This is a genomic window from Rhizobium sp. AC27/96, assembly GCF_001692325.1.
Taxonomy (GTDB): domain Bacteria; phylum Pseudomonadota; class Alphaproteobacteria; order Rhizobiales; family Rhizobiaceae; genus Rhizobium.
Map to the genome: position 1 here is coordinate 429,127 of NZ_LXKN01000001.1, position 26,188 is coordinate 455,314.

General features: G+C 59.3%; 25 protein-coding genes. 10 read left to right on the forward strand and 15 right to left on the reverse strand.

The features are described 5' to 3' along the window. Positions 1-47 precede the first annotated feature (47 nt). The 4 genes from rplI to rpsF form a co-directional block, all read right to left on the reverse strand. Positions 48-629, reverse strand: coding sequence for a 50S ribosomal protein L9 (gene rplI / locus A6U86_RS02150; RefSeq protein ID WP_068385655.1), 582 nt, complete (start codon positions 627-629; stop codon positions 48-50). Between the two features lie 19 nt (positions 630-648). Beyond that, a complete protein-coding gene (locus tag A6U86_RS02155; RefSeq protein ID WP_068385656.1) occupies positions 649-1,632 on the reverse strand; it encodes a DUF2232 domain-containing protein in 984 nt (327 codons plus the stop codon). 163 nt (positions 1,633-1,795) lie between these two features. Further along, complete coding sequence (gene rpsR / locus A6U86_RS02160; protein WP_004122103.1) at positions 1,796-2,044, reverse strand: 30S ribosomal protein S18; 249 nt, start codon at positions 2,042-2,044, stop codon at positions 1,796-1,798. Positions 2,045-2,058: 14 nt separating this feature from the next. Continuing rightward, entirely contained in the window at positions 2,059-2,511 is a 453-nt protein-coding gene (rpsF, locus tag A6U86_RS34570) for a 30S ribosomal protein S6 (protein ID WP_077470009.1), read from the reverse strand. 387 nt (positions 2,512-2,898) lie between these two features. Here rpsF and A6U86_RS02170 point away from each other — a divergent pair, with 387 nt between their 5' ends. Beyond that, positions 2,899-3,645: a histidine phosphatase family protein gene (locus tag A6U86_RS02170; protein ID WP_068387708.1), complete on the forward strand. Its 747-nt coding sequence runs from the start codon at positions 2,899-2,901 to the stop codon at positions 3,643-3,645. An 81-nt stretch (positions 3,646-3,726) separates the two neighbouring features. Here the strand turns inward: A6U86_RS02170 and A6U86_RS02175 are convergent, their stop codons facing one another. After that, positions 3,727-4,770: an aldo/keto reductase gene (locus A6U86_RS02175; RefSeq protein WP_068385660.1), complete on the reverse strand. Its 1,044-nt coding sequence runs from the start codon at positions 4,768-4,770 to the stop codon at positions 3,727-3,729. A 194-nt stretch (positions 4,771-4,964) separates the two neighbouring features. On the opposite strand from A6U86_RS02175, the gene fabD reads away from it, so the two are divergent. From fabD to gmk, 7 genes are all read left to right on the forward strand, one after another. After that, positions 4,965-5,909: an ACP S-malonyltransferase gene (fabD, locus tag A6U86_RS02180; protein WP_068385662.1), complete on the forward strand. Its 945-nt coding sequence runs from the start codon at positions 4,965-4,967 to the stop codon at positions 5,907-5,909. Between the two features lie 26 nt (positions 5,910-5,935). Continuing rightward, positions 5,936-6,673 (forward strand): 3-oxoacyl-[acyl-carrier-protein] reductase, encoded by a 738-nt coding sequence (fabG, locus tag A6U86_RS02185; protein ID WP_068385664.1) that lies wholly within the window; start codon positions 5,936-5,938, stop codon positions 6,671-6,673. Positions 6,674-6,960: 287 nt separating this feature from the next. Beyond that, entirely contained in the window at positions 6,961-7,197 is a 237-nt protein-coding gene (locus tag A6U86_RS02190) for an acyl carrier protein (protein WP_027675866.1), read from the forward strand. A gap of 114 nt (positions 7,198-7,311) precedes the next feature. Next, complete coding sequence (gene fabF / locus A6U86_RS02195; protein ID WP_068385667.1) at positions 7,312-8,574, forward strand: beta-ketoacyl-ACP synthase II; 1,263 nt, start codon at positions 7,312-7,314, stop codon at positions 8,572-8,574. Positions 8,575-8,789: 215 nt separating this feature from the next. Next, on the forward strand, positions 8,790-10,004 hold the full coding sequence (gene mltG / locus A6U86_RS02200; protein ID WP_068387720.1) for an endolytic transglycosylase MltG: 1,215 nt from the start codon (positions 8,790-8,792) through the stop codon (positions 10,002-10,004). A gap of 110 nt (positions 10,005-10,114) precedes the next feature. Then, entirely contained in the window at positions 10,115-11,002 is an 888-nt protein-coding gene (locus tag A6U86_RS02205; RefSeq protein WP_068385669.1) for a YicC/YloC family endoribonuclease, read from the forward strand. Positions 11,003-11,005: 3 nt separating this feature from the next. Next, entirely contained in the window at positions 11,006-11,668 is a 663-nt protein-coding gene (gmk, locus tag A6U86_RS02210; RefSeq protein WP_068385671.1) for a guanylate kinase, read from the forward strand. A 21-nt stretch (positions 11,669-11,689) separates the two neighbouring features. Here the strand turns inward: gmk and rsmA are convergent, their stop codons facing one another. The 7 genes from rsmA to A6U86_RS02245 all read right to left on the reverse strand — a co-directional run bounded on the left by rsmA (position 11,690) and on the right by A6U86_RS02245 (position 20,239). After that, on the reverse strand, positions 11,690-12,517 hold the full coding sequence (gene rsmA / locus A6U86_RS02215) for a 16S rRNA (adenine(1518)-N(6)/adenine(1519)-N(6))-dimethyltransferase RsmA (RefSeq protein ID WP_068385673.1): 828 nt from the start codon (positions 12,515-12,517) through the stop codon (positions 11,690-11,692). Continuing rightward, positions 12,517-13,542, reverse strand: a complete 1,026-nt coding sequence (gene pdxA / locus A6U86_RS02220) for a 4-hydroxythreonine-4-phosphate dehydrogenase PdxA (protein WP_068385675.1) — start codon at positions 13,540-13,542, stop codon at positions 12,517-12,519. The genes rsmA and pdxA overlap by 1 nt, the downstream gene beginning before the upstream one ends. A 6-nt stretch (positions 13,543-13,548) precedes the next feature. After that, positions 13,549-14,460 (reverse strand): peptidylprolyl isomerase, encoded by a 912-nt coding sequence (locus A6U86_RS02225; RefSeq protein ID WP_234906197.1) that lies wholly within the window; start codon positions 14,458-14,460, stop codon positions 13,549-13,551. Positions 14,461-14,701: 241 nt separating this feature from the next. After that, complete coding sequence (locus A6U86_RS02230; RefSeq protein ID WP_068385678.1) at positions 14,702-17,092, reverse strand: LPS-assembly protein LptD; 2,391 nt, start codon at positions 17,090-17,092, stop codon at positions 14,702-14,704. After that, complete coding sequence (lptG, locus tag A6U86_RS02235; RefSeq protein ID WP_068385680.1) at positions 17,093-18,178, reverse strand: LPS export ABC transporter permease LptG; 1,086 nt, start codon at positions 18,176-18,178, stop codon at positions 17,093-17,095. It abuts the gene before it with no gap. Beyond that, positions 18,175-19,353 carry an LptF/LptG family permease gene (locus tag A6U86_RS02240; protein ID WP_068385682.1) on the reverse strand — a complete coding sequence of 393 codons (1,179 nt, stop codon included), beginning with the start codon at positions 19,351-19,353 and terminating at the stop codon, positions 18,175-18,177. The genes lptG and A6U86_RS02240 overlap by 4 nt, the downstream gene beginning before the upstream one ends. A gap of 103 nt (positions 19,354-19,456) precedes the next feature. Continuing rightward, positions 19,457-20,239, reverse strand: a complete 783-nt coding sequence (locus tag A6U86_RS02245) for a phosphatase PAP2 family protein (protein ID WP_068385684.1) — start codon at positions 20,237-20,239, stop codon at positions 19,457-19,459. Positions 20,240-20,445: 206 nt separating this feature from the next. Between A6U86_RS02245 and A6U86_RS02250 the strand changes: the two genes are divergently transcribed. Next, on the forward strand, positions 20,446-21,942 hold the full coding sequence (locus tag A6U86_RS02250; RefSeq protein WP_068387723.1) for a leucyl aminopeptidase: 1,497 nt from the start codon (positions 20,446-20,448) through the stop codon (positions 21,940-21,942). A 32-nt stretch (positions 21,943-21,974) separates the two neighbouring features. Continuing rightward, on the forward strand, positions 21,975-22,424 hold the full coding sequence (locus A6U86_RS02255; protein WP_068385686.1) for a DNA polymerase III subunit chi: 450 nt from the start codon (positions 21,975-21,977) through the stop codon (positions 22,422-22,424). A 30-nt stretch (positions 22,425-22,454) separates the two neighbouring features. Here the strand turns inward: A6U86_RS02255 and A6U86_RS02260 are convergent, their stop codons facing one another. The 3 genes from A6U86_RS02260 to A6U86_RS02270 form a co-directional block, all read right to left on the reverse strand. After that, on the reverse strand, positions 22,455-23,000 hold the full coding sequence (locus A6U86_RS02260; RefSeq protein WP_068385688.1) for a GrpB family protein: 546 nt from the start codon (positions 22,998-23,000) through the stop codon (positions 22,455-22,457). A 76-nt stretch (positions 23,001-23,076) separates the two neighbouring features. Next, positions 23,077-24,000, reverse strand: coding sequence for a Gfo/Idh/MocA family protein (locus tag A6U86_RS02265; RefSeq protein ID WP_068385690.1), 924 nt, complete (start codon positions 23,998-24,000; stop codon positions 23,077-23,079). Positions 24,001-24,094: 94 nt separating this feature from the next. Continuing rightward, a complete protein-coding gene (locus tag A6U86_RS02270; protein WP_068387726.1) occupies positions 24,095-26,155 on the reverse strand; it encodes a prolyl oligopeptidase family serine peptidase in 2,061 nt (686 codons plus the stop codon). Positions 26,156-26,188 lie beyond the last annotated feature (33 nt).

The following is a 26,188-nucleotide window of genomic DNA, read 5'->3' on the forward strand; positions in this document are numbered from 1 at the left end:
CCGGATCGTTGATCCGGGCTTTTGCATATCCAGCAATGGGCTGGAAATTATGCGTCGTCGTCTTCAGCGTTGCCGTCGGCTTCCGGATCGAAGAAGTCTTCCGGACGCAGGGCGTCTTCGTCGATGCCGTAGATGGCGTCGGCGGAGGTGAGGGTCTCACCCTTGGACTGACGCTCGGCTTCTTCGGCGGAACGGGCAATGTTGAGTTCGATCGTGATTTCGACTTCGGCGTGAAGGCCGATCGTAACATCGTGCAGGCCAATGGCCTTGATCGGCGTGTTCAGGTGAACCTGGCTACGGCCGATGCTGAAGCCTTCAGCAGCGAGGATTTCAACGACGTCACGGGCAGCGACCGAGCCGTAGAGCTGGCCGGTTTCGCCAGCCGAGCGAACGACGATGAAGGACTTGCCGGCGAGAACGTCGGCAACCTTCTGGGCTTCGCTCTTGCGCTCCAGGTTACGGGCTTCGAGCGTTGCGCGCTCGGATTCGAAACGAGCCTTGTTGGCAGCGTTGGCGCGCAGCGCCTTGCCGAGCGGCAGCAGGTAGTTGCGAGCAAAGCCGTCGCGAACCTTTACGGTTTCGCCCATCTGGCCGAGCTTGGAGATGCGTTCGAGAAGAATGACTTCCATTTTCTTGTTCCTTTCTATGTCAGATTTTCGTGTCTGTTGGTTTGGGTTTATCTGCATCCTTGTTCGGGGTCAGCGAAATCGCCTTGCGGGTATCGTAGAGGCCGAGAACAAGCATGATGAAGAGCGGCAGCATCAGCAGGAAGAGGCACGCCAGGTAGCAGAGGATAAGCACCGGGATGCGCCAGTCCTTGCCGCGAGTCCGGTAGTGCAGCGACGCAAAGCCGGAAATGATGAAGCCCGCGCTGAAAGCGCCGAGGATGGCGGCGGCGACGAGGCTGATCACGCCGCCGAAGAACATGGCAACGACTGCCACCAGAAAAACGAAGATTGCATTGCGGTTCATGCGCAGCGACGACGGGATATCCTCCCGCGGGCGCAGACTGTGCTTCGAGGCCGTGAGGATCCGAATGGCCACATAATAGGCCGTGAACTCCATCAGGACCCACATCATCCCCGAAACGATCGGGACCGCGTAGAACATCAGCGACTTCATCTTCGCGATCGCGGCCGGATCCAGCTGAAGATCGGGAGACTGCTGGTTCATCGCGTTGATATAAATATCGAACGCTTTGCCAATATCATCGGCATTGTAGCCACTTATCGCAAGCGAGATGATAATGGTTGCCGACGTCAGCCCGCAGAGGTGCAGCATGATGTCGGATAGCGGATACCAGGCCATCAGGTGGTCCGGGCCGCCGAGTTCCGACGCTGGACGGGCCAGATTGGCGAGATGGCTGAGCCAAGCAGGGATCAGAGTCAGCAAGACTACGGAAACCCCGAGATTAACTGAATGCAGGACGGTGGCGACAATGCCTGCCGTTACCACGGCTGTGATGACGGCGATGTTGCCCCAGCCGAGGCCGACGATCAGGATCGTAAGAAGAGACAGGACGGCTAAGAACAGCGACAGCAAAGGCTGAGTGTTCGCGCCATACATGAGTAAGGCGGCGGTCAGACCGGCGAGCGCGCCGATGCCAAGCTCTTTTGCATCCAGTTTTTTCACGTCGCTGTCCTGCTTCGTATGAGCAGTTAGAGGATGCTTCCGAAATTCGGTTCTAGAAGCCGTCCCCAACATGGGGTTTCAATGTTCCGATCCGCGCCCATCGCGAAAGGGAGAAGGGAAGGCATGACTGCCTTCCCTCGATTTCATGCAGCGTCGGCTTGAATTAAGCGACGACGTAAGGCAGCAGGCCGAGGAAACGAGCACGCTTGATCGCCTGGGCGAGTTCGCGCTGCTTCTTCTGGGAAACGGCCGTGATGCGGGAAGGAACGATCTTGCCGCGCTCGGAAATGTAGCGCTGCAGGAGACGAACGTCCTTGTAGTCGATGCGCGGCGCATTGGCGCCCGAGAACGGGCAGGTTTTGCGGCGGCGATGGAACGGACGACGAACCGGTGCGGAGGAAACTTCAGACATTGTTCAAAATCTCCTTATACGCGGTCTTCGCGCGGACGGCGCGGACGGTCTTCGCGGTCACCACGATCCGGGCGAGGACCACGGTCACGATCGCCGAAGCTGCGCTCCGGACGGTCGCCATCGCGGCGCGGACGGTCGTCACGGTCGCGCTTCTGCATCATGGCAGACGGGCCGTCTTCGTGCTTTTCAACAGCGATCGTCATGTAACGCAGGACGTCTTCGCTGATGCGCATCTGACGTTCCATTTCCTGGATCGCAGCGGCCGGAGCATCAATGTCCAGCAGGGCATAATGAGCCTTGCGGTTCTTCTTGATGCGGTAGGTGAGGGACTTGAGGCCCCAGTTTTCGATACGCCCGACTTTACCGCCGTTAGCTTCGATAACACCCTTGTACTGTTCTACGAGGGCGTCGACCTGCTGAGCGGAAATATCCTGTCGAGCAAGGAATACATGTTCATAAAGAGCCATGGATAGCTTTGCCTTTCTTGCGTTGATCTGACCCGGGCTCTAGCGGCTAAGCCTCAACGACTGCTCCTGAGAGGGATAACCCCAAGCAAGAAAAGCGTTTCCGAGACGGTCGAGAGCGGAGACACGGGAGGCTGGAACGCTTCCGTTCCGACGATTTTCCTTGCGAAAAACCGGCCCTCCGTTCAGCCACCAGCCAGAAGACCGGGTTGCGAACAGGGCGGCTTATACGGATTTTTGCGCGAAAGGCAAGGGGAGCTGAGTAATTGCTTCGTTTCGACCGTCGGAAGAGATAGCCCCCGGCAAATCACAAGCCCCTATCCTTATGACATTGCGTGGCTCACGCTCTCCCATATGATGCGAGCCCAGTGACAGCAATATGGATTGTTCATGCGCATCTTCCTCGTCCGGCACGGCGAATCCCTCGGCAACATCGATGACCGCGCCTACCAACAGTTCGGCGATCACAATGTTCCGCTGACCGAATGGGGCTATCGCCAGGTGCTGGGAGCAGCGCAGGCGATTGCTGCCTATCTAAAGGGACTGCCGAGCGCTGAATTGCGCAAACTCAATGTCTGGTACTCCCCATTCTTAAGGACGCGGCAGAGCAAGGATATTTTGCTGGAGGTTCTGCCGCCCGAGTTCATCGAGGATGTGAGGGAGGACTACCTGCTGCGCGAGCAGGATTTCGGGCTCTTCACCGAAATCTACGACCACGCGGAACAAAGGCGAAAATTTCCCGACGAATTCGAGAAGTGGGCGAGGCTGCGCAACAACAACGGCAAGTTCTACGCGCGGCCGCCGGATGGAGAGAGCAGGGCGGATGTCGCCCAGCGTGTTCGACTGTTTCTGCAAACCATCATGCACGACGCCGAAAACGGAAAGAATAATGTCATCATCGTTGGCCATGGGGTAACCAACCGCGCCTTCGAAATGAACTTCCTGCATCATCCTGTGGAATGGTTCGAACGCTCGGACAACCCCGGCAATGCTGACGTTACATTGATCGAGGGAAGGCGTTCGGAGGATTATCGGTCCATCTTGCTGCACAAGTCTGTGGATCGTGTGAAAGGGCAGGAGGAATTGCGCGAGGCCTATGGTTCCGAACTGACCATAGCACCCAAGGCCGGGAAATAGATCGCCCGCCTCGACACATTCCGCCTCTACCCAACTTTCATTTGCCAAGCGCTCCGCCCTGCGACGGAGCGCTTCAACACGTTACATCGGCATCGGATATTTCCGGTGCACCTGCTCGATCTCGGTCAACACCTCTTCCGGCAGCGTCACATAAGCGGCGGCGATATCGGTTTCGAGTTGTGCCATGGTGGTGGCGCCGATGATGGCCGAGGTCATGAACGGCTTGGTGAGACAGTAGGCGAGCGCCAGTTTCGAGGGGTCGATGTCGTATTTGGCTGCGATTTCGAGATAGGCCTTCACTGGCGGTTCCTGCAGCGGCTGCAGACGCCCGCCGATATCAAGGTTGATCGACCCGCGCGAGCCGGCCGGCCGTGCGCCGCCGACATATTTGCCGCTGAGGATGCCGCCGGCGAGTGGCGAATAGGCGAGCAGGCCGACATCTTCATGATGTGAGAGTTCGGCCAGGTCGAGATCGAAGTGCCGGTAGAGCAGATTATACTCGTTCTGCGTGGTGGCAACGCGCGGCAGGCCCTTCTGCTCGGAGATCGTCAGATATTTCTGGATGCCCCAGGTCGTCTCGTTCGACAGGCCGATAGCGCGGATCTTGCCGGCCTTCACCAGTTCGCCCATCGTCTCAAGAATATCGGTGATATTGGCGACCACCTTCTCGCGATCCTGGTTGAAGGGGTTGTAGCGCCAGTTCTGGCGGAAATGGAAATGGCCGCGGTTTGGCCAGTGAACCTGATAGAGGTCGATGTAATCGGTCTTCAGCCGCTTCAGGCTGCTGTCGATTGCCGCGCGGATATTGGCGGCATCGGCACCCTGGCCGTTGCGCAGATAATCGCGGCCAGGCCCCGCGACCTTGGTGGCAAGCACGACATCCCGGCGCTTGCCGGTCTTTTCGAACCATGAGCCGATATATTCCTCGGTGCGCCCTTGCGTCTCCGGGCCGACGGGCGTCGTCGGGTACATTTCGGCGGTGTCGAAGAAATTAATGCCCTTATGGAGCGCATAATCCATCTGCTCGTGGGCTTCGGCTTCGCTGTTCTGCGTGCCCCAGGTCATGGTGCCCAGGCAAATTTCGGAAACTGAAATATCGGTGCGGCCTAAATTCTTATATTTCATGGGAAAACCTTGGGGGTAGGAGAGGCTGAAAATGAAGAGGGTCGCGCGAATTTAGGCGTGAACTGAGCGAGCGCAAGAAAAAAATCATTGCCTTTCGCAGGCGCAAAAGCCTGTGGCTGCGGGGCTTGCGCTATTGACTCCGCTGTAAACAATGTCATTGGGAAGCGAAACGACCCCTAAAAGGACGCTTTATAATGACAGTTGCTTTCACATTTCCCGGCCAGGGCAGCCAGGCCGTCGGCATGGGCAAGGATCTTGCCGACAATTTCGCCGAGGCGCGCGCCGTCTTCGAGGAAGTCGATGAAGCGCTCGGTGAAAAGCTCTCCGACGTCATCTTCAATGGTCCGGAAGACAAGTTGACGCTGACGGCCAATGCGCAGCCAGCGCTGATGGCTGTGTCGCTTGCCGTCATTCGTGTTCTGCAGGCCCGCGGCCTCGATCTGAAGAGCAAGGTCGCCTATGTCGCCGGCCATTCGCTCGGTGAATATTCGGCGCTCTGTGCCGCCGGTACTTTCTCGCTTGCCGACACCGCGCGGCTGCTGCGAATTCGCGGCAACGCCATGCAGGCGGCGGTTCCCGTCGGCGTTGGCGCCATGGCCGCGATCATCGGGCTCGAACATGCCGATGTCGTCGCCGTCTGTGAGGAAGCCTCCGCCCTCGGCGCCTGTCAGATTGCCAATGACAATGGCGGCGGCCAGATCGTCATTTCCGGCGAGAAAGCCTCTGTCGAAAAGGCTGCTGAGATCGCAACCGCCAAGGGCGCCAAGCGTGCCATCCTGCTGCCGGTCTCCGCCCCCTTCCATTCCGTGCTGATGGCGCCGGCTGCCGAAGCGATGCGCGAAGCGCTCGCCGGCGTCGCCAAGGCCAACCCGGTCCTGCCCGTGATTGCCAATGTCAGGGCGGCCCCGGTGACGGATGCGGATGAGATTGCCAGGCTGCTGGTCGAGCAAGTCACCGGCCAGGTTCGCTGGCGCGAGACCGTGGAGTGGTTTGCAGCCAATAATGTGACAACATTGTATGAAATTGGCGCCGGTAAGGTGCTGACGGGCCTGGCTCGCCGTATCGACAAATCGGTCAATGGCATCGCCGTCAACAACGCCGCGGATATCGACACCGTGCTTGGCGCATTGCTCGGCTGACAGAATTCAAGGAACGAGGGACAAACATGCTTGATTTGACCGGCCGCAAGGCCCTGGTAACCGGTTCATCCGGCGGCATCGGCGAAGAGATCGCCCGGCTCCTGCACAAGCAGGGCGCCATTGTCGGCCTGCACGGCACACGCGTCGAAAAGCTGGAGGCACTGGCGTCCGAACTCGGCGATCGCGTCAAGATATTCCCGGCCAACCTGTCGGATCGCGACGAGGTCAAGGCGCTCGGCGCGAAGGCCGAAGAAGAGCTCGGCGGCGTCGATATTCTCGTCAACAATGCCGGTATCACCAAGGACGGCCTGTTCGTGCGCATGAGCGACGACGATTGGGATGCCGTGCTGGAAGTCAACCTCACGGCTGTCTTCCGCCTCACGCGCGAGCTGACCCATCCGATGATGCGCCGCCGCTATGGCCGCATCATCAACATCACGTCGGTCGTCGGCGTCACCGGCAATCCGGGTCAGGCGAACTACTGCGCCTCCAAGGCCGGCATGATCGGTTTCACCAAGTCTCTGGCGCAGGAAATTGCCACCCGCAACGTCACGGTAAACTGCGTTGCTCCCGGCTTCATCGAGAGCGCCATGACCGGCAAGCTGAACGATAAGCAGAAGGAAGCCATCATGGGCGCCATTCCCATGAAGCGCATGGGCACCGGTGCGGAGGTCGCTTCGGCGGTCGCCTATCTTGCTTCCTCGGAAGCAAGCTACGTCACGGGCCAGACGATCCATGTCAACGGCGGCATGGCAATGATCTAAAGGGAATTGCTATTGGAGGGAACTTTCCCTCCAATAGCATGTTGAGCAACCCGGAGCCGGCTATTTTCTGGCTTTGCGACGGACTTAAACCGTGTTAAGCGGGCCATGACTGTGAACAGTCGTCCCGAAAATGCAGACGGACGGCGCCGCGCTCAAGGCGGCTCGACCGGATCTCAGTGCCGGGTTGAACGGGTTTGCCAGCGGCGTCAAGACAGATGCTGCAGGCTTGAATTAGGTAGGGATGTCACAGGGCATTCTGATCAGGACATAAGGTCGAGGAAACCGACATGAGCGATATCGCAGAACGCGTAAAGAAAATTGTTGTTGATCATCTTGGCGTTGACGCCGACAAGGTCGTTGAAGGCGCAAGCTTCATCGACGATCTGGGTGCGGACTCGCTCGACACTGTCGAACTGGTCATGGCCTTCGAAGAAGAATTCGGCGTTGAAATCCCCGATGATGCTGCTGACTCGATCCTGACGGTCGGCGACGCGGTAAAGTTCATTGAGAAGGCCCAGGCCTAATCCTCTGTGCTTTTTGAACGGGCGGGCTGAAGAGTCCGCCCTATTTCGTCCGGCCATGTCGGGCGAGCAATATTTATACGCATATCATCATAAGAAGACGGGGGTCTGCGGGCGATGAGACGTGTCGTTATCACGGGTACCGGCATGGTATCACCTTTGGGCTGTGGCACGGAGGTGTCCTGGTCGCGCTTGATCGCCGGGCACAACGGCGCACGCCTCGTGACCGAATTCGAAGTCGAAGATCTTCCCGCCAAGATCGCATGCCGCATTCCGGTAGGCGACGGCACCGACGGCACGTTCAATGCTGACGATTGGATGGAGCCGAAGGAACAGCGCAAGGTCGATACCTTCATCATCTATGGCATGGCGGCCGCCGATATGGCACTTGCCGATGCTGGCTGGCATCCGTCCACCGACGAGGACCAGATCGCGACCGGTGTCATGATCGGCTCCGGCATCGGCGGCCTCGAAGGCATCGTTGAAGCCGGCTACACGCTGCGCGACAAGGGTCCGCGCCGTATCTCGCCCTTCTTCATTCCCGGGCGCCTCATCAATCTCGTTTCCGGCCAGGTTTCGATTCGCCACAAGCTGCGCGGCCCGAACCATGCCGTTGTCACCGCATGCTCGACCGGTGCGCATGCCATCGGCGATGCTGCCCGCCTGATCATGCTCGGCGATGCCGATGTCATGGTGGCCGGCGGCGCGGAAGCTCCGGTCTGCCGTATCTCGCTTGCCGGCTTTGCCGCCTGCAAGGCGCTGTCGACGGAATACAATGACGACCCGCAAAAGGCCTCGCGCCCTTACGATCGCGATCGTGACGGCTTCGTCATGGGCGAGGGTGCCGGCATCGTCGTTCTGGAAGAGCTGGAACATGCCAAGGCGCGTGGCGCCAAGATCTACGCCGAAGTTGTGGGCTACGGCCTTTCCGGCGACGCCTATCATATCACTGCTCCGTCGTCCGACGGCGAGGGCGCGTACCGCTGCATGATGTCGGCCCTGAAGCGCGCGGGCCTGACCCCGGCGGATGTCGACTACATCAACGCTCATGGCACTTCGACCATGGCAGACACGATCGAGCTCGGCGCCGTCGAGCGGTTGGTCGGCAATGCCGCATCGAAGATCTCGATGTCGTCGACGAAATCGGCGACGGGTCATCTGCTCGGTGCTGCCGGTGCGATCGAGGCGATCTTCGCCACGCTCGCCATTCGCGACAACATCGCGCCGCCGACGCTCAACCTCGACAATCCGGAACGGGAGACTGCAATCGATCTCGTTCCGCACAAGGCCCGCAAGCGGGAAGTCAACGTTGCGCTGTCGAATTCCTTCGGGTTCGGCGGCACGAATGCGTCGCTTGTCCTGCGCCGTTATGAGGCTTAATAACAGCGCGTAACTGCAAAGCGGGAGTGTTCCTCGGCAAGCCTGCGTGCCGTTCTCGAATGTTGCCGCGCTTCACTGCATCCTCAAGATGCATCGCGGTCATGTTCGATCGGTCCAAGTCGGAGCCTGACAAGGCCCCGACTTATCTTCTGAACCTGTTTTTTGCCGCATTGCTTGGCCAAAGAGCAGGCAATTAAAAAAGGAAGGGATTGCCGGTGAGCGATACGAACCAGAGCAACGGAACTCCGAACGGGCAGAAGGGGCCGATCATCCCCAAATCGGCAAGCGAAGCCCTGCGCCCGGAGCGTGTTCCGGATCCGCCGAAGCGTTCTCGCAAAGCCCGCAGCCAGATGGTGATCTTCCTGAACTTCCTGATGACGCTGGTGGTTTTCGTCGTCATTGCGGCAGTGGGCGGCACCTATTATGCATTCTCGATCTATCAGAGCCCGGGTCCGCTGACGACCAACACGAATTTCATCGTGCGCAACGGCGCCGGATTGAATGAGATTGCCAATCGTCTGGAATCCAACAACATCATCACCGATCAGCGCATCTTCCGCTGGTTGACGACCACCTATCTGCATGATGGCGAAACCCTGCGGACCGGCGAATACGAGATCAAGGCCGGCGCTTCGATGAAGGACATCATGGAGCTGCTGAAATCGGGCAAATCCATCCTTTATTCCGTGACCCTGCCCGAAGGGCTGACCGTTCGGCAGATCTTCAACAAGCTGCAGGCCGATCCGGTGCTGGAAGGCGATTTGCCGTCGGCCTTGCCGACGGAAGGCAGCCTGAGACCCGACACCTACAAGTTTACGCGCGGCACCAAGCGCACCGAGATCGTCGAGCAGATGGCCGCCGCGCAGGAAAAGCTGGTGGATCAGATCTGGCAAAAGCGCGATTCCGGCGTGCAGCTGGCCAACAAGCAGGACTTCGTCACCCTGGCTTCAATCGTCGAGAAGGAAACCGGCCTGGCGGATGAGCGTGCGCACGTAGCCTCCGTATTCCTGAACCGGCTTGCCAAGGGCATGCGCCTGCAATCCGATCCGACGATCATCTACGGTCTGTTTGGCGGCGAGGGGAAGCCTTCCGATCGCCCGATCTACCAGTCGGATCTGAAGAAAGAGACGCCTTACAACACCTACCTGATCAAGGGTCTGCCGCCGACGCCGATCGCAAATCCCGGCAGGGATGCGCTGGAAGCGGTCGCCAATCCCTGGAAGACGCAGGATCTCTATTTCGTGGCCGACGGCACAGGCGGTCACGTCTTTGCCGCGACGCTCGATGAGCACAACGCCAACGTCAAGCGCTGGCGCAAGCTGGTCGCTGAGAAGGGCGAAGATCCGAGCGCCATCGCCGTCGATGGTCAGCCCGACGATTCCGCAACCGCTCCGGGCTCTGGCACTCAGCAGAAGAAGAAGACCAACTAATCCTTGTTGCACCACGGCTTCGATGAGGCCCGTGGTGCGGTTTCACTTTACATTGGTCGTCAATCCAACGATTTTCGGTGGATTGGGGATGGGAATTTTCGGAGGCTTGCATGGCATTGCAGTCCATGACCGGTTTTGCCCGGCGTGAGGGAACGAGCGGTCGCGGTCGCTGGGCATGGGAATTGCGCTCGGTGAACGGCAAGGGGCTGGATGTCCGCCTGCGTCTGCCGCCCGGCCTTGAGCGGCTGGAGACGGAAGTCCGCAAGTCGATCTCCGACCGGTTTTCCCGTGGCAATCTCCAGGTCAGCCTGTCGCTGTCGGTCGAGGAAAGCCGCATCGAGGTCGTCGTGAACCAGGATGCGCTCGCAGCAGTGCTGGCGCTGCGCGATCAGCTCGCTGGTATCATCGATCCCGCGCCGTTGAGACTGGATAGCCTCATGGCGGTTCGAGGCCTTGTCGAGTTTAAGGAAGCCGAGGAAAGCGAAGAAACGCTTGCTGCGCGCGATGCGGATATCCTGAGTGGCCTAACAGCGGCCGTGGCGGATCTCCACGAGATGCGGGGCCGGGAAGGGCAGGCACTTGGCAATATCCTGCTCGGCCATGTCGCCACAATCGAGGCTCTGACGGCAACGATCGAGCGCGACCCCTCCCGCTCGCCGCAGGAGATCGCCACGAGGCTGGCGGCTCAGGTTGCCATGCTTCTCGAGGGCTCGTCTGGTCTCGACCGCGACCGGCTGCACGCCGAAGCCGCCCTGCTTGCCACCAAGGCCGACCTTCGCGAAGAGATCGACCGGCTTAAGGCCCATGTGGCGGCAGCTCGCGATCTTATTTCCAAAGGCGGGCCTGTCGGCCGCAAGCTCGATTTTCTTGCACAGGAATTTAACCGGGAATCGAATACTATCTGTTCGAAGTCGAATGCCGCCGCGGTCACCACGGCCGGCATCGAATTGAAGGTAGTTATCGACCAGTTCCGCGAACAGGTTCAGAATCTGGAGTAGGCCATGAAGCCGGCGACATCAACATCCATCCCGATTGCCCGCCGGGGGCTGATGCTTGCGATTTCCTCGCCATCTGGCGCCGGCAAGTCGACCATTGCGCGCACCTTGCTGGATAAAGACAAGCAAGTGAGCCTTTCGGTCAGCGTTACGACCCGGCAGCGCCGGCCGAGCGAAATCGAAGGGGTGCACTACCATTTCGTTTCGCAGCGCGAGTTCGAGCGTCTTCGTGATTCCGACTCCCTGCTCGAATGGGCCGAGGTGCATGGCAATTTCTATGGCACGCCACGTGAACCGGTGGAGACCGCTATGGCCGAAGGGCGCGACATGCTCTTCGACATCGACTGGCAGGGTGCCCAGCAGCTGCAGGAGAAGATGCCGGCGGACGTCGTCTCCATCTTCGTGCTGCCGCCGACCATGACCGAGCTGCAGTCACGCCTGCATCGTCGCGCCGAGGATTCCGAAGAGGTGATCGCCATGCGTCTCGCCAATTCCCGGGCCGAGATTGCTCACTGGCGCGAATATGACTATGTCATCATCAATGACGACCTGAACGTTGCCTTCGACGCCGTACAGTCGATCGTCAAGGCCGAGCGCCTGCGCCGCGACCGCCGTCACGGCATGTTTGATTTCGTCCGGGATTTGCTGGAAGAGACGCCGAAGCTCTGACAGGCCGGCCGTATGCTCTGATCAGAGGCAATTCGCCAATCGGCAGAACTCTTCGATGGAGAGCGTTTCAGCGCGCCGCTGGGGATCAATATCCGCTTTAAGCAGCAATGCCTCGCCGCCGATCGGCTTCAGGCTCTGGCGCAGCATCTTCCGGCGTTGGCCGAAGGCTGCCTGCGTCACCTTCTCAAGCTTGTCGACCGTGCAGGGAATGGGGTTTTCCCTCGGTGTCAGATGCACCACCGTCGAGGTGACCTTTGGCGGTGGCGTGAAAGCCTGCGGTGATATGTCGAAGGCCATGTGCGCCTGCGTGCGCCAGCCGCAGAGCACGCCGAGCCGGCCATAATGATCGTCATCCTCCTGCGCAACGATCCGCTGGCCGACTTCCTTTTGGAACATCAGGGTCAGCGATTGCCAGAAGGGCGGCCAGGAAGCCGGCAAGAGCCAGTTGACGAGCAGCTGCGTGCCGACATTGTAGGGGAGGTTGGCGATGATCTTGACAGGACCTGCCGGTGCCATTGCCGCGAAGTCCGTCTTCAGGGCATCGCCCTCGATGACTTCGAGCCGCCCTGGGTAGTGATCGGCAATTTCCGCCAATGCCGGCAGGCAGCGCGCATCGCGTTCGACGGCGATGACCTTGGCCGCACCCAGCGCCAGAATGGCGCGCGTCAGGCCGCCTGGTCCCGGTCCTACCTCGAAAACCGTAACGCCGTCAAGCGAGCCAGCGGTACGAGCGACCTTCTGCGTCAGGTTCAGATCGAGAAGAAAGTTCTGGCCAAGCGCCTTGCGTGCGTCGAGGCCGTGGCGCTGTATCACATCGCGAAGGGGAGGCAAACCATCGAGAGCGGCCATCAGCGGTTGCTTCCGGTCTTGCCGCTGATTTCGCTTGCCAGCTTGAGGGCAGCCACGAGGCTGTCTGCCTTGGCAAGGCCCTTGCCGGCGATGCTGAAAGCGGTGCCGTGGTCAGGCGAGGTGCGGACGAATGGCAACCCGAGCGTCACATTGACGGAATCATCGAAGCCCAATGCCTTGGCCGGGATCAGGGCCTGATCGTGGTACATGCAGATGGCGACGTCGTATCGGCGTCGGGCCTCGTCATGGAACATCGTGTCGGCGGGCAGGGGGCCGAAGGCGTCGATCCCCTCGCTGCGAAGGGCCTCGACAGCCGGCCGGACGATCTCGTCATCTTCCTTGCCAAGCGCGCCATTCTCTCCGGCATGGGGATTGAGCCCCGCAACCGCCAGGCGCGGCTTGGAGAAGCCGAAGCGGGTTCGCAGGTCATGCTCGGTAATCCGACAGGTCTCCGCGATCAGATCGGTTGTCAGCGCCTGTGGTACATCCTTCAGCGGAATATGGATTGTCACAGGGATAGCACGGAGCTTGGGGCCGGCCAGAAGCATGACGGGCATGACCGGCCTGCCGGTTGCGCGCGTGGCCAGATCCGCCAGAAATTCCGTGTGGCCCGGGAAGCCGAAGCCGGCATCATAGAGAACCGATTTGGCGATCGGGTTGGTGACGACGGCGGAGGTCTTGCCGCCCATGGTCAGGGAGACCGCCATTTCGATGGCGGCGATCGTTGCCTTGGCTGTGCCGACGCGCGGCTCACCTGCAACGACTGTTATCCCAGCCTCGATCGGCAGGATCGGCAGGGCATCAGGGAAGACATCGCACGCGGTCGCCGGATCGGCCTCCTTCAGAGGCACATCGAGGCCAAGCTGCAAGGCCCGCGCAGAGAGAATGCCCGCATCGCCGAGAAACAGGAAAGGTGGCAGGCCGAGCTCGCCGCGGCGAAGCCAGGCAGCGAGCGTGATGTCGGGGCCTATGCCCGCCGGATCCCCTTGCGTCAGCGCCAGGGGGATGGAAGAGCGCAGTGGCATTGGCGATCAGCGATAGACGATCTGCGCCTTGGAGCGCAGTTCATCCATGTATTTCTTGTCGTTGGCGCTGACGCCCTGGGCATTGTTCTTGCCGATATCTTCGGCGCGGAAGACTGCGGCTGCGGCGACGTCGTCATTGACCTGACGCTGCGAGCAGATCGCGACATATTCGACACCGCGATCCGTCACAACGGCGCTGGTCGTATTGCCGCTAGCCTTTTCGAGCAACGGCTTCCAGATTTCCGGAACTTCAGGCGCCAGAATGCGGCCGAGGTCCTGAACGGAGACGTCGCGCATCGTCGCGGCAAAAACCTTTGCCTGGTCGCAGCCCGGGAATTTTGCACGGGATGCTTCGGCTTCCGCCTTGCGTGCGTTCAGGATGGCATTCCGCTTTGCGGCCGGGACGACGAAGATGATCTGCTTCAGGAAGTATTCCGTTGTGACCGGCTTCGTCTTGTTCTCCGTCATGCGCGTGACGAGATCGTCGTTGGAGATCTTGCTGCTTGCGCCGAAGCGGGCATTGACCACGCGCGGCCAGCTCATGGAAATGGCAATGTAGGATTTGAAGTGATCGACCGTCACGCCCATTTTATCGAGGATCTGGCTGAGCTGTTCGGTCGACATCTTGTTGCTCGCCGCAAAACGGCCGAAGGCAGCGTCGACATCCGTCGTCGAAACGGACATGCGCAGGCGGGAGATTTCCGCGCGTTTCAGCGTTTCGTCGACAAGCTGATCCTTTGCCAGCTTGTTGAGGTCGCCCTTCTGGCGCTGAAGCTTCAGGAAGTTGACGCGCTTGGCGATATCGCCCGATGTAATGACCTGATTGTTGACAAGAACCTTCACCTCGCTCGCCGCGAAAGCGACATCGCTGCTCGGCACGGCGAAGCTTGCCATAACAAGGGCTGCAGCTCCGAACATCAGAGCGCGAATCGGTGTCTTTCCAGAAAACATCAACTACCCCTTCCCAAAGGTCTTTCTGCCGGCATGCACCACTTTGGCACGCCGTAGGCGCAATACGTCAACTTTGCGCCACATGTCTACAACAAGCGCGATGAATTGCAAAATCCTTGCGGCGAAACAATGACGCAAAAGGGAGAGCGATCCGCCCCGAAACAATAAAGCCGGCTGTGACGCCGGCTTTATGCAATTTTCTTAGATATCAGAACGTTGCGTCCTGGACGCTGCCAAGGTTGACGTCGCCGAGCGTGCGGAAGGTAAGTCGAGCGCCTATCGACCAATCGCTTGCAGCCTGGTTGGTCGAGTCCTTCTTGTTCAGGAACGAAATGTTCAGGATCGTGCACTCGTCCTCGTAGGAGAGACCGATACCCTGGCGGGTGACCTGGCTATTGTTGATATCGTAGCTGACCGTTCCGAAGACGGACCAGTATTCCTTGAACTTGATCTGAGCACGCGTCTGGATTTCATCCTGATTGCTCGTGAAGCCGTATTGCGGCTGGGCGGCAATATGCGTGTAGATCAAACTTGTCTGGAATATATCGTTCGAGAAGCCGAGCGATGTGTCACCACGACGGAAAGCGAAGTCCTTTTCATCGAAGCGGTAGGATGTCGCCAGCGAGATGCCCTGCGGCGTCGTCAGGCCGAACATCGTAACATAGTCGGAACGGGTGGTTTCAAGGCCCGAATCCGAGCCGACGCCCGCCAGATCCGTGGTGGCAAAGGAGTTACGTCCGGCAAGCTGATAGGACTGGCCGAAAATATGCTGCAACTTGTAGCCGTTGTCGAAGCTGCCCGTATAGCGCCAGCCGAGGTTGGCGCGCGTACCGCCTTCGACACGGTCAAAGCCGGAGAACTTGTCGCGGTCGAACAGGTTCGTCGCATCGAAGACGAAGCTCTGCGCATCCTCGTTCGGCAGTCTTCCGCCAAGCTGCTCGTCCGGGCGCACGTAAAGCTGCGCGATCGGCTCGAACACATGCGTGCTGTTGCTCGTCGTGATGAGGAATGGATACTTGGCCTCGAGACCGGCCGTCACCATGCCACGCGTTGCAAAGTCACTGTCGTCGTAGTTGCCGGAGTAGGTGCCTGCCGTCGGCCCATTCATATCCAGGCCGTAAAGGTCGCCACGAGCTGCGGCCAACGGCGTCAGCACCAGACCACCATCAGTGGTAAAGGTGCGCTGCCACTGAAGCTCGGTGGTCAGGCGGGTATAGTCGCCCTTGAGGCCGAGATAACGGTCGTTCAGCCTAGGATTTAGGGGGTCGTCGCCGAGACTCGCAACATTATCCAAAACAGAGGTCTTGTCACGCGACAGATGCGTGAGGTTCATCGTTGCCGACAGCTCGCCGCCGTAAACCGATTTTGGATCGACATAGTGGTAGTCGATGCTCGGATAGACGTAAGCCTGCTGCTTCTGCGCCGTATCCTTGTTGTCGGCGTCCTGCTCGTTATAGTAGAAGGCGCGCATATCGAAATAGTTGCGCTTGCCCAGACCCGTCAAATAGGCCTGATTGATATGGGTGCTCTGGTTGAGACCATCCAGGCCATAGGTGCGCGAGAAGTTATTGTCGGTCTGCGCCATGACGTCCCAGCCGAAAGTCCAGCGGGGATTGATCCTGAAGTCTGCCTTGGACGAAATCATGCCGCGCGTTTTATGCTCGGCATCGCTGGTATCTGCGCTAAAGGCCTTTTGATCCATCTGGCTGATACCGGCGACGCGCAAAGTATGCGTACCGTTCTCGAAACGCTGACGGAACTCGCCTTCGAGCAACAGACCCTGGTTGGTAAAGCCAGTGGCAGTGACCGTCGCGTCCATGCTGGGCGAGATGACGTAATAGTAAGGAACCCTGACGCCGACGCCGAGGCGCTGCGAGACGCTGACCGACGGAAACAGGAAGCCGGACTTGCGCTTGACGGTGTTATCCGGAACTTCAACCCACGGCACATAGGCGATCGGCTGACCGAACAGCTCGAAACGGGCATGTTCCAGGCGGATGGTATGGGTTACGCCGTTCTGGACGACGCGTTGAGCCTTGACCTGCCACAGCGGCGCGCGGCCCTGTTCGGAGCAGGCCATGCAGGCCGTATAGACGCCTTTTGTCAGAATCAGCTGCGTGCCGCCCACGCGCTCACCCTTTTCGGCGACCATGCGTGTGTTGTCGGGCATCTCGACGCGCAGAGAATTGACGAAGCCGTCCGAGAAGCTGTCGGTGACATCCATTTTGTCACCGTACATGCGATTGCCGTCCGGGGTGATCAACTCGACATTGCCGAGAGCCGTCATCCGCCCGGATTTCTGATTATATTCAACTCTTTGGGCGACCATTCTATAGCCGCCATAGTTGATCTGAACGCCACCGTTGGCGGTGACGATCTGCGTGTCCTTATTATATATCAGCTCGTTCGACGACAAGACGAGCTTGGCGCCGTCCGGTACCTTCACCTTGACGGGAGAAGTTGCTGCACCGGCGCTGCTATTATTATTGCTAGTCTGTGCATAAACTGCGACCGGGCTCATAATATACGCGCATGCGGCCGTGCCCGTGACAAGGGCAGCCACAATCTGTCTGATACTCTTGCGGTTGGCTGCCGCCACTTAGCCGTCCTCCTGATGAAGCAGGATCGTTGCTCCGAATGCTAATGCGACGATCACGGGTATCCATGTCGCCACGAAGGGAGGAACCACTCCGCTGCTCCCGAATGCTTTTACAAGCACGGTGACAACATAAAGCACGAAGCCAGAGAGGATTCCACCCAGAATCACAGAGCGCGATTGGTTGAATCTGCTGAATTTTAGGGACACAGTTGCAGCGATCAGCGTCATGGCCACCAAAAGGAATGGCTGTGACAGCAGCGAATGAAACTGTGTTTCGAGTGCGTTGGTCGAGATGCCGAAGGAGCGCGCGACCTTTATTCGATTAGAAAGATCATAAAAAGCAATGGTTTCCGGCTGCGCCAGACGCTGAGAGACAAAATCTTGTTTCAGATTCGTACGGACCTGTATCGAACTTTTGTGATCCGGAATTTCACCCGGCCGACGTTCGACGACATTGTTAAGAAGCCAGTAACCATCTTCCAATTTTGCCGACTCGCCATCCTGGCGAAGAACGATATTTCCCTGTGAATCGAAGTGGATAAACACAACGCCCTTTAGCGTCGTTCCGTTGTCCAGAATGGCCTTGGCACCGATAATCGTGTCGTCTTTCCCGCTCGATTGACGCAGCCACGGCACGGAAAGTGTATTGTGATAGGACGGATCGCCACGCAGATCGGCTTCCATCGTTTCAGACAGCCGCTGTCCCCATGCCGCCACGGGATTTAGGGCGAGCATGGTCAAAAGACCAACACAGAAGGCGCCGATCACGAAGGGTGTCATGAACTGCCAGACCGAGATGCCGGCCGCGCGGGCGATTACCAGTTCGCGGCGCCGGTTGAGCGCGATCAGCACCGTCATGCCGACGAAGAGCGCGATGAACGGCACCGTCTGCTGCATGATGAACGGCAGCCGAACCGCCGTCATTATCAGGCCGAGGGAGACAGTGTAGCCGGGCAACCCAGCGAGGCGGCCTGCTGTCTCGCTGAAATCGACGAGATAAACGATCGATATGACGCCCAGGAAGAACCAGAACGTGGTCACGACATAACGCGTGAAGAAGTAGCGTCCGAGCGTGCTGAAGATCATGCGCCGCTCCCGTTCGAATTGCCGGGTGCAGTGGGCAAGCGCTCCTGAACCTTCTGTCTCCAGTTGCTGAGGCGATTGCGGATCGATACCGGCATCGTCATTTTCCGGTTTCTCATCAGCAAGGCGATCGCTATCAGCGCCGCGGCGATATTAAGCCCGTAGAGAACACCGATGAAAGCAGGCGTACTCTCGATCTGGTTGGTGGCGTAGAAATCAGCCCAGCGCAGGGCAAAGGCCAGGGTCAGGGCCGACACCATGGGGTGCAGCCGTGCCTCGCGATGCGATCGCGCATCGCCGGCGATCACCAGGGAGATCAGCGCGAAGATGGCCGGAAGCGCCCAGTCGTTGAGGCGGCGGTGCAGTTCCGTCCTGTAGCCGGTGGGCTTTGCCTTGTAGTCCGCATCATTCGGATCTGGATTCAGCAGGAAGCTGAGGCTGCGGTCGCTGGCGCGCAAGGTCGCCTGGCCGCGGTTCTGCGTCATATCCGAGAGATCGAAGGAATAGGAATCGAACTTGATGACGGATACGTTGGCATCGGCCGTCTTGCGGTGAACTTCACCATCCTTCATCAGCAGCGACGAACCGCTCGGATCGACAGCACCTTCCTTGGCATAATAGATGAGATCGAAAGCCGGATCGCGGGAATCCACCACGAACAGCCCCTTGAGGATGCGCCCCGACATGCGCTGGCTGATCTGCACGTACAGGCCGTCGTCGATACGCCGGAAATTCTTCTCTTCGATAACGGTGGAGAGAAGGTCTGCATAAGCCTCGGCCACCATCTGGCGCGCAGCAACGCGCGCCTTGGGCTCGACCACATTGTCGACGAAGAAAGAGAAGGCGCTGACCGCGATCGCGAGAATCATGATCGGGCGAATGATGATGCTGCGTCTTGCGCCGGCCGCTTCCATGACCGTCAGCTCGGAATCGCTGTTCATAGCCGTCAGCGTCTGAGTGATGCCGATGACGAGTGCGAAGGGCAGAACGATCGGGATGATGGTCGGCAGGATAAGGGTCGCGAGCTTTACGAACGATCCCATCGACTGGCCGCTGTCGGTCACGAGATTGATGCGCTGCAGCACCTGGGTCGTCCAGATAATAGCAAGCACTGGCAGCAACGCCACCAGGAACATCATACCGACACGCCGTACGATATATGTTTCGAATAACTTCATGCCGGCCCTTAAACGCAAACGCTCTTCGGGCGAGCCGACAGAGATTCACTCTCATCTACGCTGTTTGCGTTTTTTTGGCGACAACCAACTCGCAAAAAAATCGTTAATTTTCCGAGATTCTTTTGTTGTGTGTCGTTTGAGATAATGCCAGCAGGGCCGCGAATATGACAAGCGAGGACAGCCAGCCGAGGACGGCATCGGAAAGATAATGCCCGCCAAAAGCCACCCGAAGTGCCGGAATCAGCAGGGAAACGGCCGCAATCGGCAGAGCGACGGCTGTCCGCAACGGTTGAGGGATGATGAAGATCAGGCAGAACAGCCAACCCGCAGCGGCAGCTTCGCCGGAGATGAACGAGCAATTGGTGACACATTTGCCGGCGAAGGATCCGGCATGCACGAAATCGAGCGTGCCGCCGAACAGATCGGTTTGCCGGGGGCGAGGGCGGCCCGAGAAGGTTTTGAGCCACAGATTGACGACCAGCACCGGGCCGATCAGCAGGGAGCCGAGCGCAATCTTCAGGCTGCGCGCCCTGTTTTTGTTGAATGTGGCGCCGTGGTGCTGCCAGCATTGAAACAGCATCCAGCAGAGGACGAAGGCCGTAACATAGGGGAGCTGAAAAAATACCTCCCGCAGGAAGCGCATGCGCGGATCGTCGCTGTAGGGAAAGAAGCCGCAAATCCGGTCAGGTTTGACAAGGGCGTGGCACTGCTCAGGCAGGAAAAACAGATTCGCGACGGCAAGGTCGATCTGTGGAAAGAGCGAAAACAAACCGAGTAGCGCCCACCACAGGCAGAAGAGGGCGACGAAGGCGTCGCCGGCCGTGCGCGGGCGCAGAATTTCGGGAAAGCGGTCTTCCCGGTTCAGGCTGTTAAAATCAATAATCAAGGCGGTTTCCGCTAAAAGAACAACACCGTCTGACGACGACAAAATCGATTATCGGGAGAGTTTAACCACACTAAATGACAGGGGTTTGAAGCCGCCGGTTTGCTTCATCGAGGAATGGCTTTGCCAAAGGGTTGTATTCCCTAGGCAAACCTTGAATGATGGTTGCCTAATCCTTCTTCTGTAATTGCATGTTCATCGGAGCAGAAATGTCTGTGAAATTCGAGATATCCTTCGCCAAGTCGGCCCGCCTCGGTGGTGGTCTGGCCATTCTCCTGAAAGACACGGATAGTGAGAGACCAGCGGGCGCGGAGAGCGCCGATCCGGCAAATGTGTTTGCCAAGGCCGCGCCCATTTCCGGCTTCAAGAGCAAGGCGTTGAGCAGCCTGGATATCATTGCGCCGGAGGGCGCTCCCGTTGATCGGATCATCGTCATTGGCACCGGCAAGGCCAAGAACCTGCAGGCGCATGACTGGCTGAAGCTCGGCGGCGGTGCCGCGGCCAAAATCCGCAATGTCGAGAAGGCCGCCATCTATATAGATGCTCCGGGCCTCGAGGTGGGAGCCAAGGAGGCCGCCGATTTCGCATTGGGCATGCTGTTGCGCGCCTATAGCTTCGATACCTATAAGACGAAGAAGGGCGATGACGAGGAGAAGGGCAGCGCCCGCAAGGCCGTAAAGGTGACCATCGTTACCCAGGAAGCGGCTGCGGCGAAGAAGCTGTTTGCCGCCTCGGAAGCGATCGCCGGCGGCGTGATTCTTGCGCGCGATCTCGTCAACGAACCGCCTAATGTCCTCGGCCCGGTCGAATTTGCCGCGAAGGCCAAGGAGCTTGAGAAGCTTGGCGTCGAGGTAGAGATCCTGACCGAGCGCGAAATGCGCCGGCTTGGCATGGGCGCGCTGCTCGGTGTTGCCCAGGGTTCCGTCCGTCCGCCGCGCCTTGTCATAATGCAGTGGAAGGGCGGCAAGTCGAAAGACAAGCCCGTGGCCTTCATCGGCAAGGGCGTCGTCTTCGACACCGGCGGCATCTCCATCAAGCCGGCTGCCGGCATGGAAGACATGAAAGGCGACATGGGCGGGGCTGCCGCCGTCACCGGTCTGATGCATACACTTGCCGCGCGCGGGGCCAAGGTCAACGTCATCGGCGTTATCGGCCTTGTCGAGAATATGCCTGATGGCAACGCCCAGCGTCCGGGCGATATCGTCACCTCCATGTCGGGCCAGACGATCGAGATCATCAACACGGATGCCGAGGGTCGGCTCGTGCTCTGTGATGCGCTCTGGTACACCAATGACCGTTTCAAACCGCAATTCATGATCAACCTGGCGACCCTGACCGGCGCGATCCTCGTTGCCCTTGGCAACCTGCAGGCGGGCCTCTTCAGCAACGATGACAAGCTGGCGAACGAGCTGACGGCGGCAGGCCTCCTGACCGATGAGCGCCTGTGGCGCATGCCGCTCGGCAAGGACTACGACAAGATGATCGACAGCAAGTTCGCCGATATGAAGAATACCGGCGGCCGCTATGCCGGCTCGATCACCGCCGCTCAGTTCCTCAAGCGCTTCGTTGGCGAGACGCCCTGGGCGCATCTCGATATTGCCGGTACGGCGATGGGCTCGGTGCAGGATGAGATCAATCAATCCTGGGGTTCCGGTTTCGGCGTTCGCCTGCTCGACGAGCTGGTCCGTGCCAACTACGAATCGTGACCAGCAACGCTTTGTGAGATAGAAGAGGCGCCATGACAGACGTTCTCTTCTATCACCTGACCGAATCGAAGCTTGAAGATGCCCTGCCGCCGCTCATCGACAAAAGTGTCGAGCGCGGCTGGCAGGTGGCCGTGCAGATGCGAGACCCGGCGCGGCGCGATATTCTCGATACCCATCTATGGACCTATCGCGAGGACAGCTTCCTGCCGCATGGCACGGATGAAGGCGAGATGGCCGACCGCCAGCCGGTGCTGCTGACCGTCTCGCCTGACAATCTGAACAATGCCGCCGTGCGTTTCTTCATCGAAGGCGCTGAAGCGACTGATGTCGGGTCCTACCAGCGTGTTGTTCTGATGTTCGATGGTTACGACCAGGAGCAGCTGGAAAGCGCTCGGGCCCAATGGAAGCGGCTGAAAGGCGAGGGGCATAATCTCACCTACTGGCAGCAGAGCCAGGATGGTCGCTGGGAGAAAAAGGCCTAGTAGGTCTCCCGCATTGCACGGAAAATGTGCCTACTGGCCTTCCGCCAGGATCTTCTGGATAAAATCCTTCTTCGCCGCCGTATAAGCCGCGCGGTCATTGGCATATTTCGCTGCCAGCTCGACCTTCAGTGCCTCATAGGCATGGGCCAGGTCCGGCTCCCGACGCAAGCGATCGCGGAAAATAAGGAAGTTGCGCCAGGTCGTGCCACCATATTCGACCACATGCACCAGGTGCGTGCGGGTATTCCCCTCGATGTCGCGACCAAAAATATGGTCATCGGGGACGATATTGCTGCCGGCATAGATATAGCCGATGGATGCCATCGGCTCGATGCAGGCGAGGCCATCCTCGAAGCGCCGAACGCCCACGGCGATATCGATGATCGGCTTGGCCTTGATTTCCGGGACGGAGGTGCTGCCGAAGTGTTGCACGTCGACGGCAAGGTCGCCGAGCGCACCACGAATGGCAGCCTCTTCCAGCAAATAGGCTTCGTGCCAGCTCTGGTTCGGCTCGGCGAGCCTGACAGATTTGTTGCCGACGCCGAGCCCGAAGGTCTGTTCATGCTCCGATGCCATAGGCATCATCTCCGATGAGGACTTTGTGCTAAGCTAGCACGTTGCGGATCGAATTGTCTTCATCGGGAAGCGCGTATCAATCATAAAATGCTTCGATAAATTTGCGTTTGCCGAGCATGAAAGCATCGGCGACGTGCCGCAGCGGCGAAACGTCGACGTCGGAAGTTCCGGCTTTGACGATTTCCGCAAAACGGCGATAGAGCGAAGGATATTCGGCCTCAGGCGCCGAGAAGGTCAGTTCGCCGTTCACCGAAAGCTTGGAGCCGCCCTCGGCCAGAACCATCTGGCCGGCATCCGTCTCGGCGACGATATCCCAGCTCTGCTTGCCGGTCTGGCGCCAGTCGAATTCGGCATGAACCGGAAGCCCCTGACCGCTCTTGAAGTGCAGGTCGGCCGCGATCGGCGAATCGCGGTTTTCCGGAAATTCCAGTGTTGCGCCGGTCAGGAAAAGCGCCGGGAAAATATGCGTGACGATCGACAGCGCGTTGATGCCGGGATCGAAAACTCCGAGCCCGCCGGCCTGCCAGATCCATTCCTGGTTCGGATGCCAGTGACGGACATCTTCCTTCCAGATCACATGGACGCTGCGGATGGTCGTACCGGCGAGGAAAGTCTTTGCTGCCTCCACGGCCGGAGCATAGCGCGAATGCCAGCTTGCAAAGAGCGAGACGCCCTTGGCTTTTGCGAGATTTTCGAGATCCACTATTTCGCTCAGCGTCGCCCCCGGTGGCTTTTCCAGGAAGACGTGCTTCCCGGCCAGAAGCGCCTTGTAGGCCGCCTCGTAACGATATTGCGGCGGCATGCAGAGCGAAACGGCATCGATCGAAGGGACGGCGTCCAGCATGGTCTCGATAGTGGTGAAGGCCGGAATGCCCTCGACCGTGCCATGGCGGCTGGCCGTGGCGACCAGCTTGAAATCCGGATTGTTCGCGATGGACGGAAGGTGCTGGTCGCGGACGATCTTGCCGACGCCGACAATAGCGAGGTTGATGGGGGACATGGGTGTCTCTCGATTAGTATGATTATTAATCTGATCTTTATCAGAATGCTGCCAGTGGGCAAGGGTGACCAGGCATGATCTCCGATGGAGCGATTCAGCCGTCGCTCTGCTTTACGATCGTCTCTCGGAGGAAACTGTACCCCAGCGCGACGCGTGCCGCCAGCTCGGTCGACGCCCCGTCACCCCCATGGCCGCCCGAACCGAATTCATGAAACAATGGATGATGGCCGAGCTCCTCCATGCGGGCGGCAAACCGCCGTGCATGCGAGGGATGAACCCGGTCGTCGTTACTGGAGCTCTCGATGTAGATCGGCGGATAGGTAATCTCGGAGGCAGGCTTGATATTGTGCAGCGGCGAATAGGTCAGCAGATATTCGAGATCGGCCGAATCGTCGGGATTGCCGTATTCGTCTATCCAGGCCTGCCCGGCCGGGAAGACGTGGAAACGGGTCATGTCCAGTACCGGCACTTGGCACCAGATCGCACCGAAATCCTGCGGATAGCGTGTCGTCATGACACCGGTTAGCAGCCCTCCATTGCTGCCGCCATTGGCGGCAATACGCGAAGGCTTGGTGTAACCCCGGGCAACAAGATCACGAGCGACCGCGACAAAATCGGCGTAGGCCCTATGGCGTCCATGGCCCTTGGCGGAACGATGCCAATTGGGGCCGAGTTCGCCGCCGCCACGGATATAGGCCTGGACGTAACCGCCACCCTGTTCCAGCCAGCGGCCGATCGTGCCTGAATAATTGGGGCTGAGCGAAACGTCGAAGCCGCCATAACCATAGAGCAGTACCGGCAGTTCGCCCTTGATCCAGCTTTTTGGCAAGACAAGCCGATAGGGTACCTTCGTGCCGTCTTCGGAGGTGGCTTCCAGCAATTCGGCGACCATGCCTTCACTGTCGAAATAGGCAGGCGAGCTGGCTGTATGCTCAAGCTCTAGCGGCTTGCTGCGGTCGGAAAGCTCAAGTCGATAGCAGGATGGCGGCTGGAGGAAACCGTTGCCGTAGACCTGCAGCGTATCGTCGCCGAGATGCAGGTCGGAATAAAGGGGTGAGATCCCCACCGTCTGTGCGTCCGCCGGCAAGACAATCTCCTGGACCGCTGCGTCGGCCCGAGCCAGATCGAGGACGAAGAGGCGCGGTTGCAAATTGTCGGATACGACGAAAACGCACCATTCGCGCATCAGCAAGAAACACGATATCGATTGCCGTTCGCCCGGCGAAAACAGCACACGCATCGCTGCACCGCCGGGATCGCCGGCATGTCGGGGCAAGGGCTGTAGCACCAGGCTGCCGGCAGCTACCCGCTCGTCAGTCTTCGCGAGCCAGAGACAGTAGGAATGGTTAAACCCCGCGTCGATCTCTCTCGGCAGATCGATCCGCCGCAACGAAAGGTCCTCATCCTCAATGAAGACACTGGAGCTGCCGATTTCATGACCGGCAATGAACAGGCGCACCGGCTGCTCAGCATTCTCCGTAGCAGTGCTGTTGGTCAGCGGATTGAGCACGGCGCAGGAACCGTAGACGTCGGCATCATCGGCCGCATACAGCACAGGCGCTTCTGCAGGGGCGACCCCGCGCGTCAGGCTGCGACCGACGCGCGGCCATCCCGAACGGGTCGAGGAGAAGCGATCGATCGAGCCGAAATAGGCGATCTCGTTGCGGCTGAGCCAGGTCGCGTGGCAGCGCACTGGCGGCGTGTCGAACCCGCCTTCGACGATGCTTTTCGCCTCGCAATCGAATTCAAGGAGCCGCATGGGATCGGAGCCGCCATCTGAAAGGCAAAGCAACACGCGGGTCGGCTCCCAGGGACAGGTAATCGCGCCGCGCCAGAGCCACGATCTGTTTTCACTGGCACAGAAGGCGTCGAGATCGAAGATCGGCTCCCAGGGTGCATCGGGGAGAGGGGTCTGGTCTGCGGGCAGCCGCGACCATACGCCGAGGGGGTGGTCCGCGCTGCGGTGGAAGTCGAACAGCCATTTGCCGCGGCGCACGGCGTGGATCAGCCGGTCTTCCCGCTCGATAAGGGCTTTGATCGCCGCACTGTCCGCCTCGAATTCCGGCGTCTTCAGCGCCTTCTCCGATTGCGCACCCCTCTCGGCGACGAATTGCAGGGTGAGTGGATCGTCGTCGCGTTCGAGGTGGAGGTGCATGATAGCCCTGAAATCCATTGATGATGGCAGTCG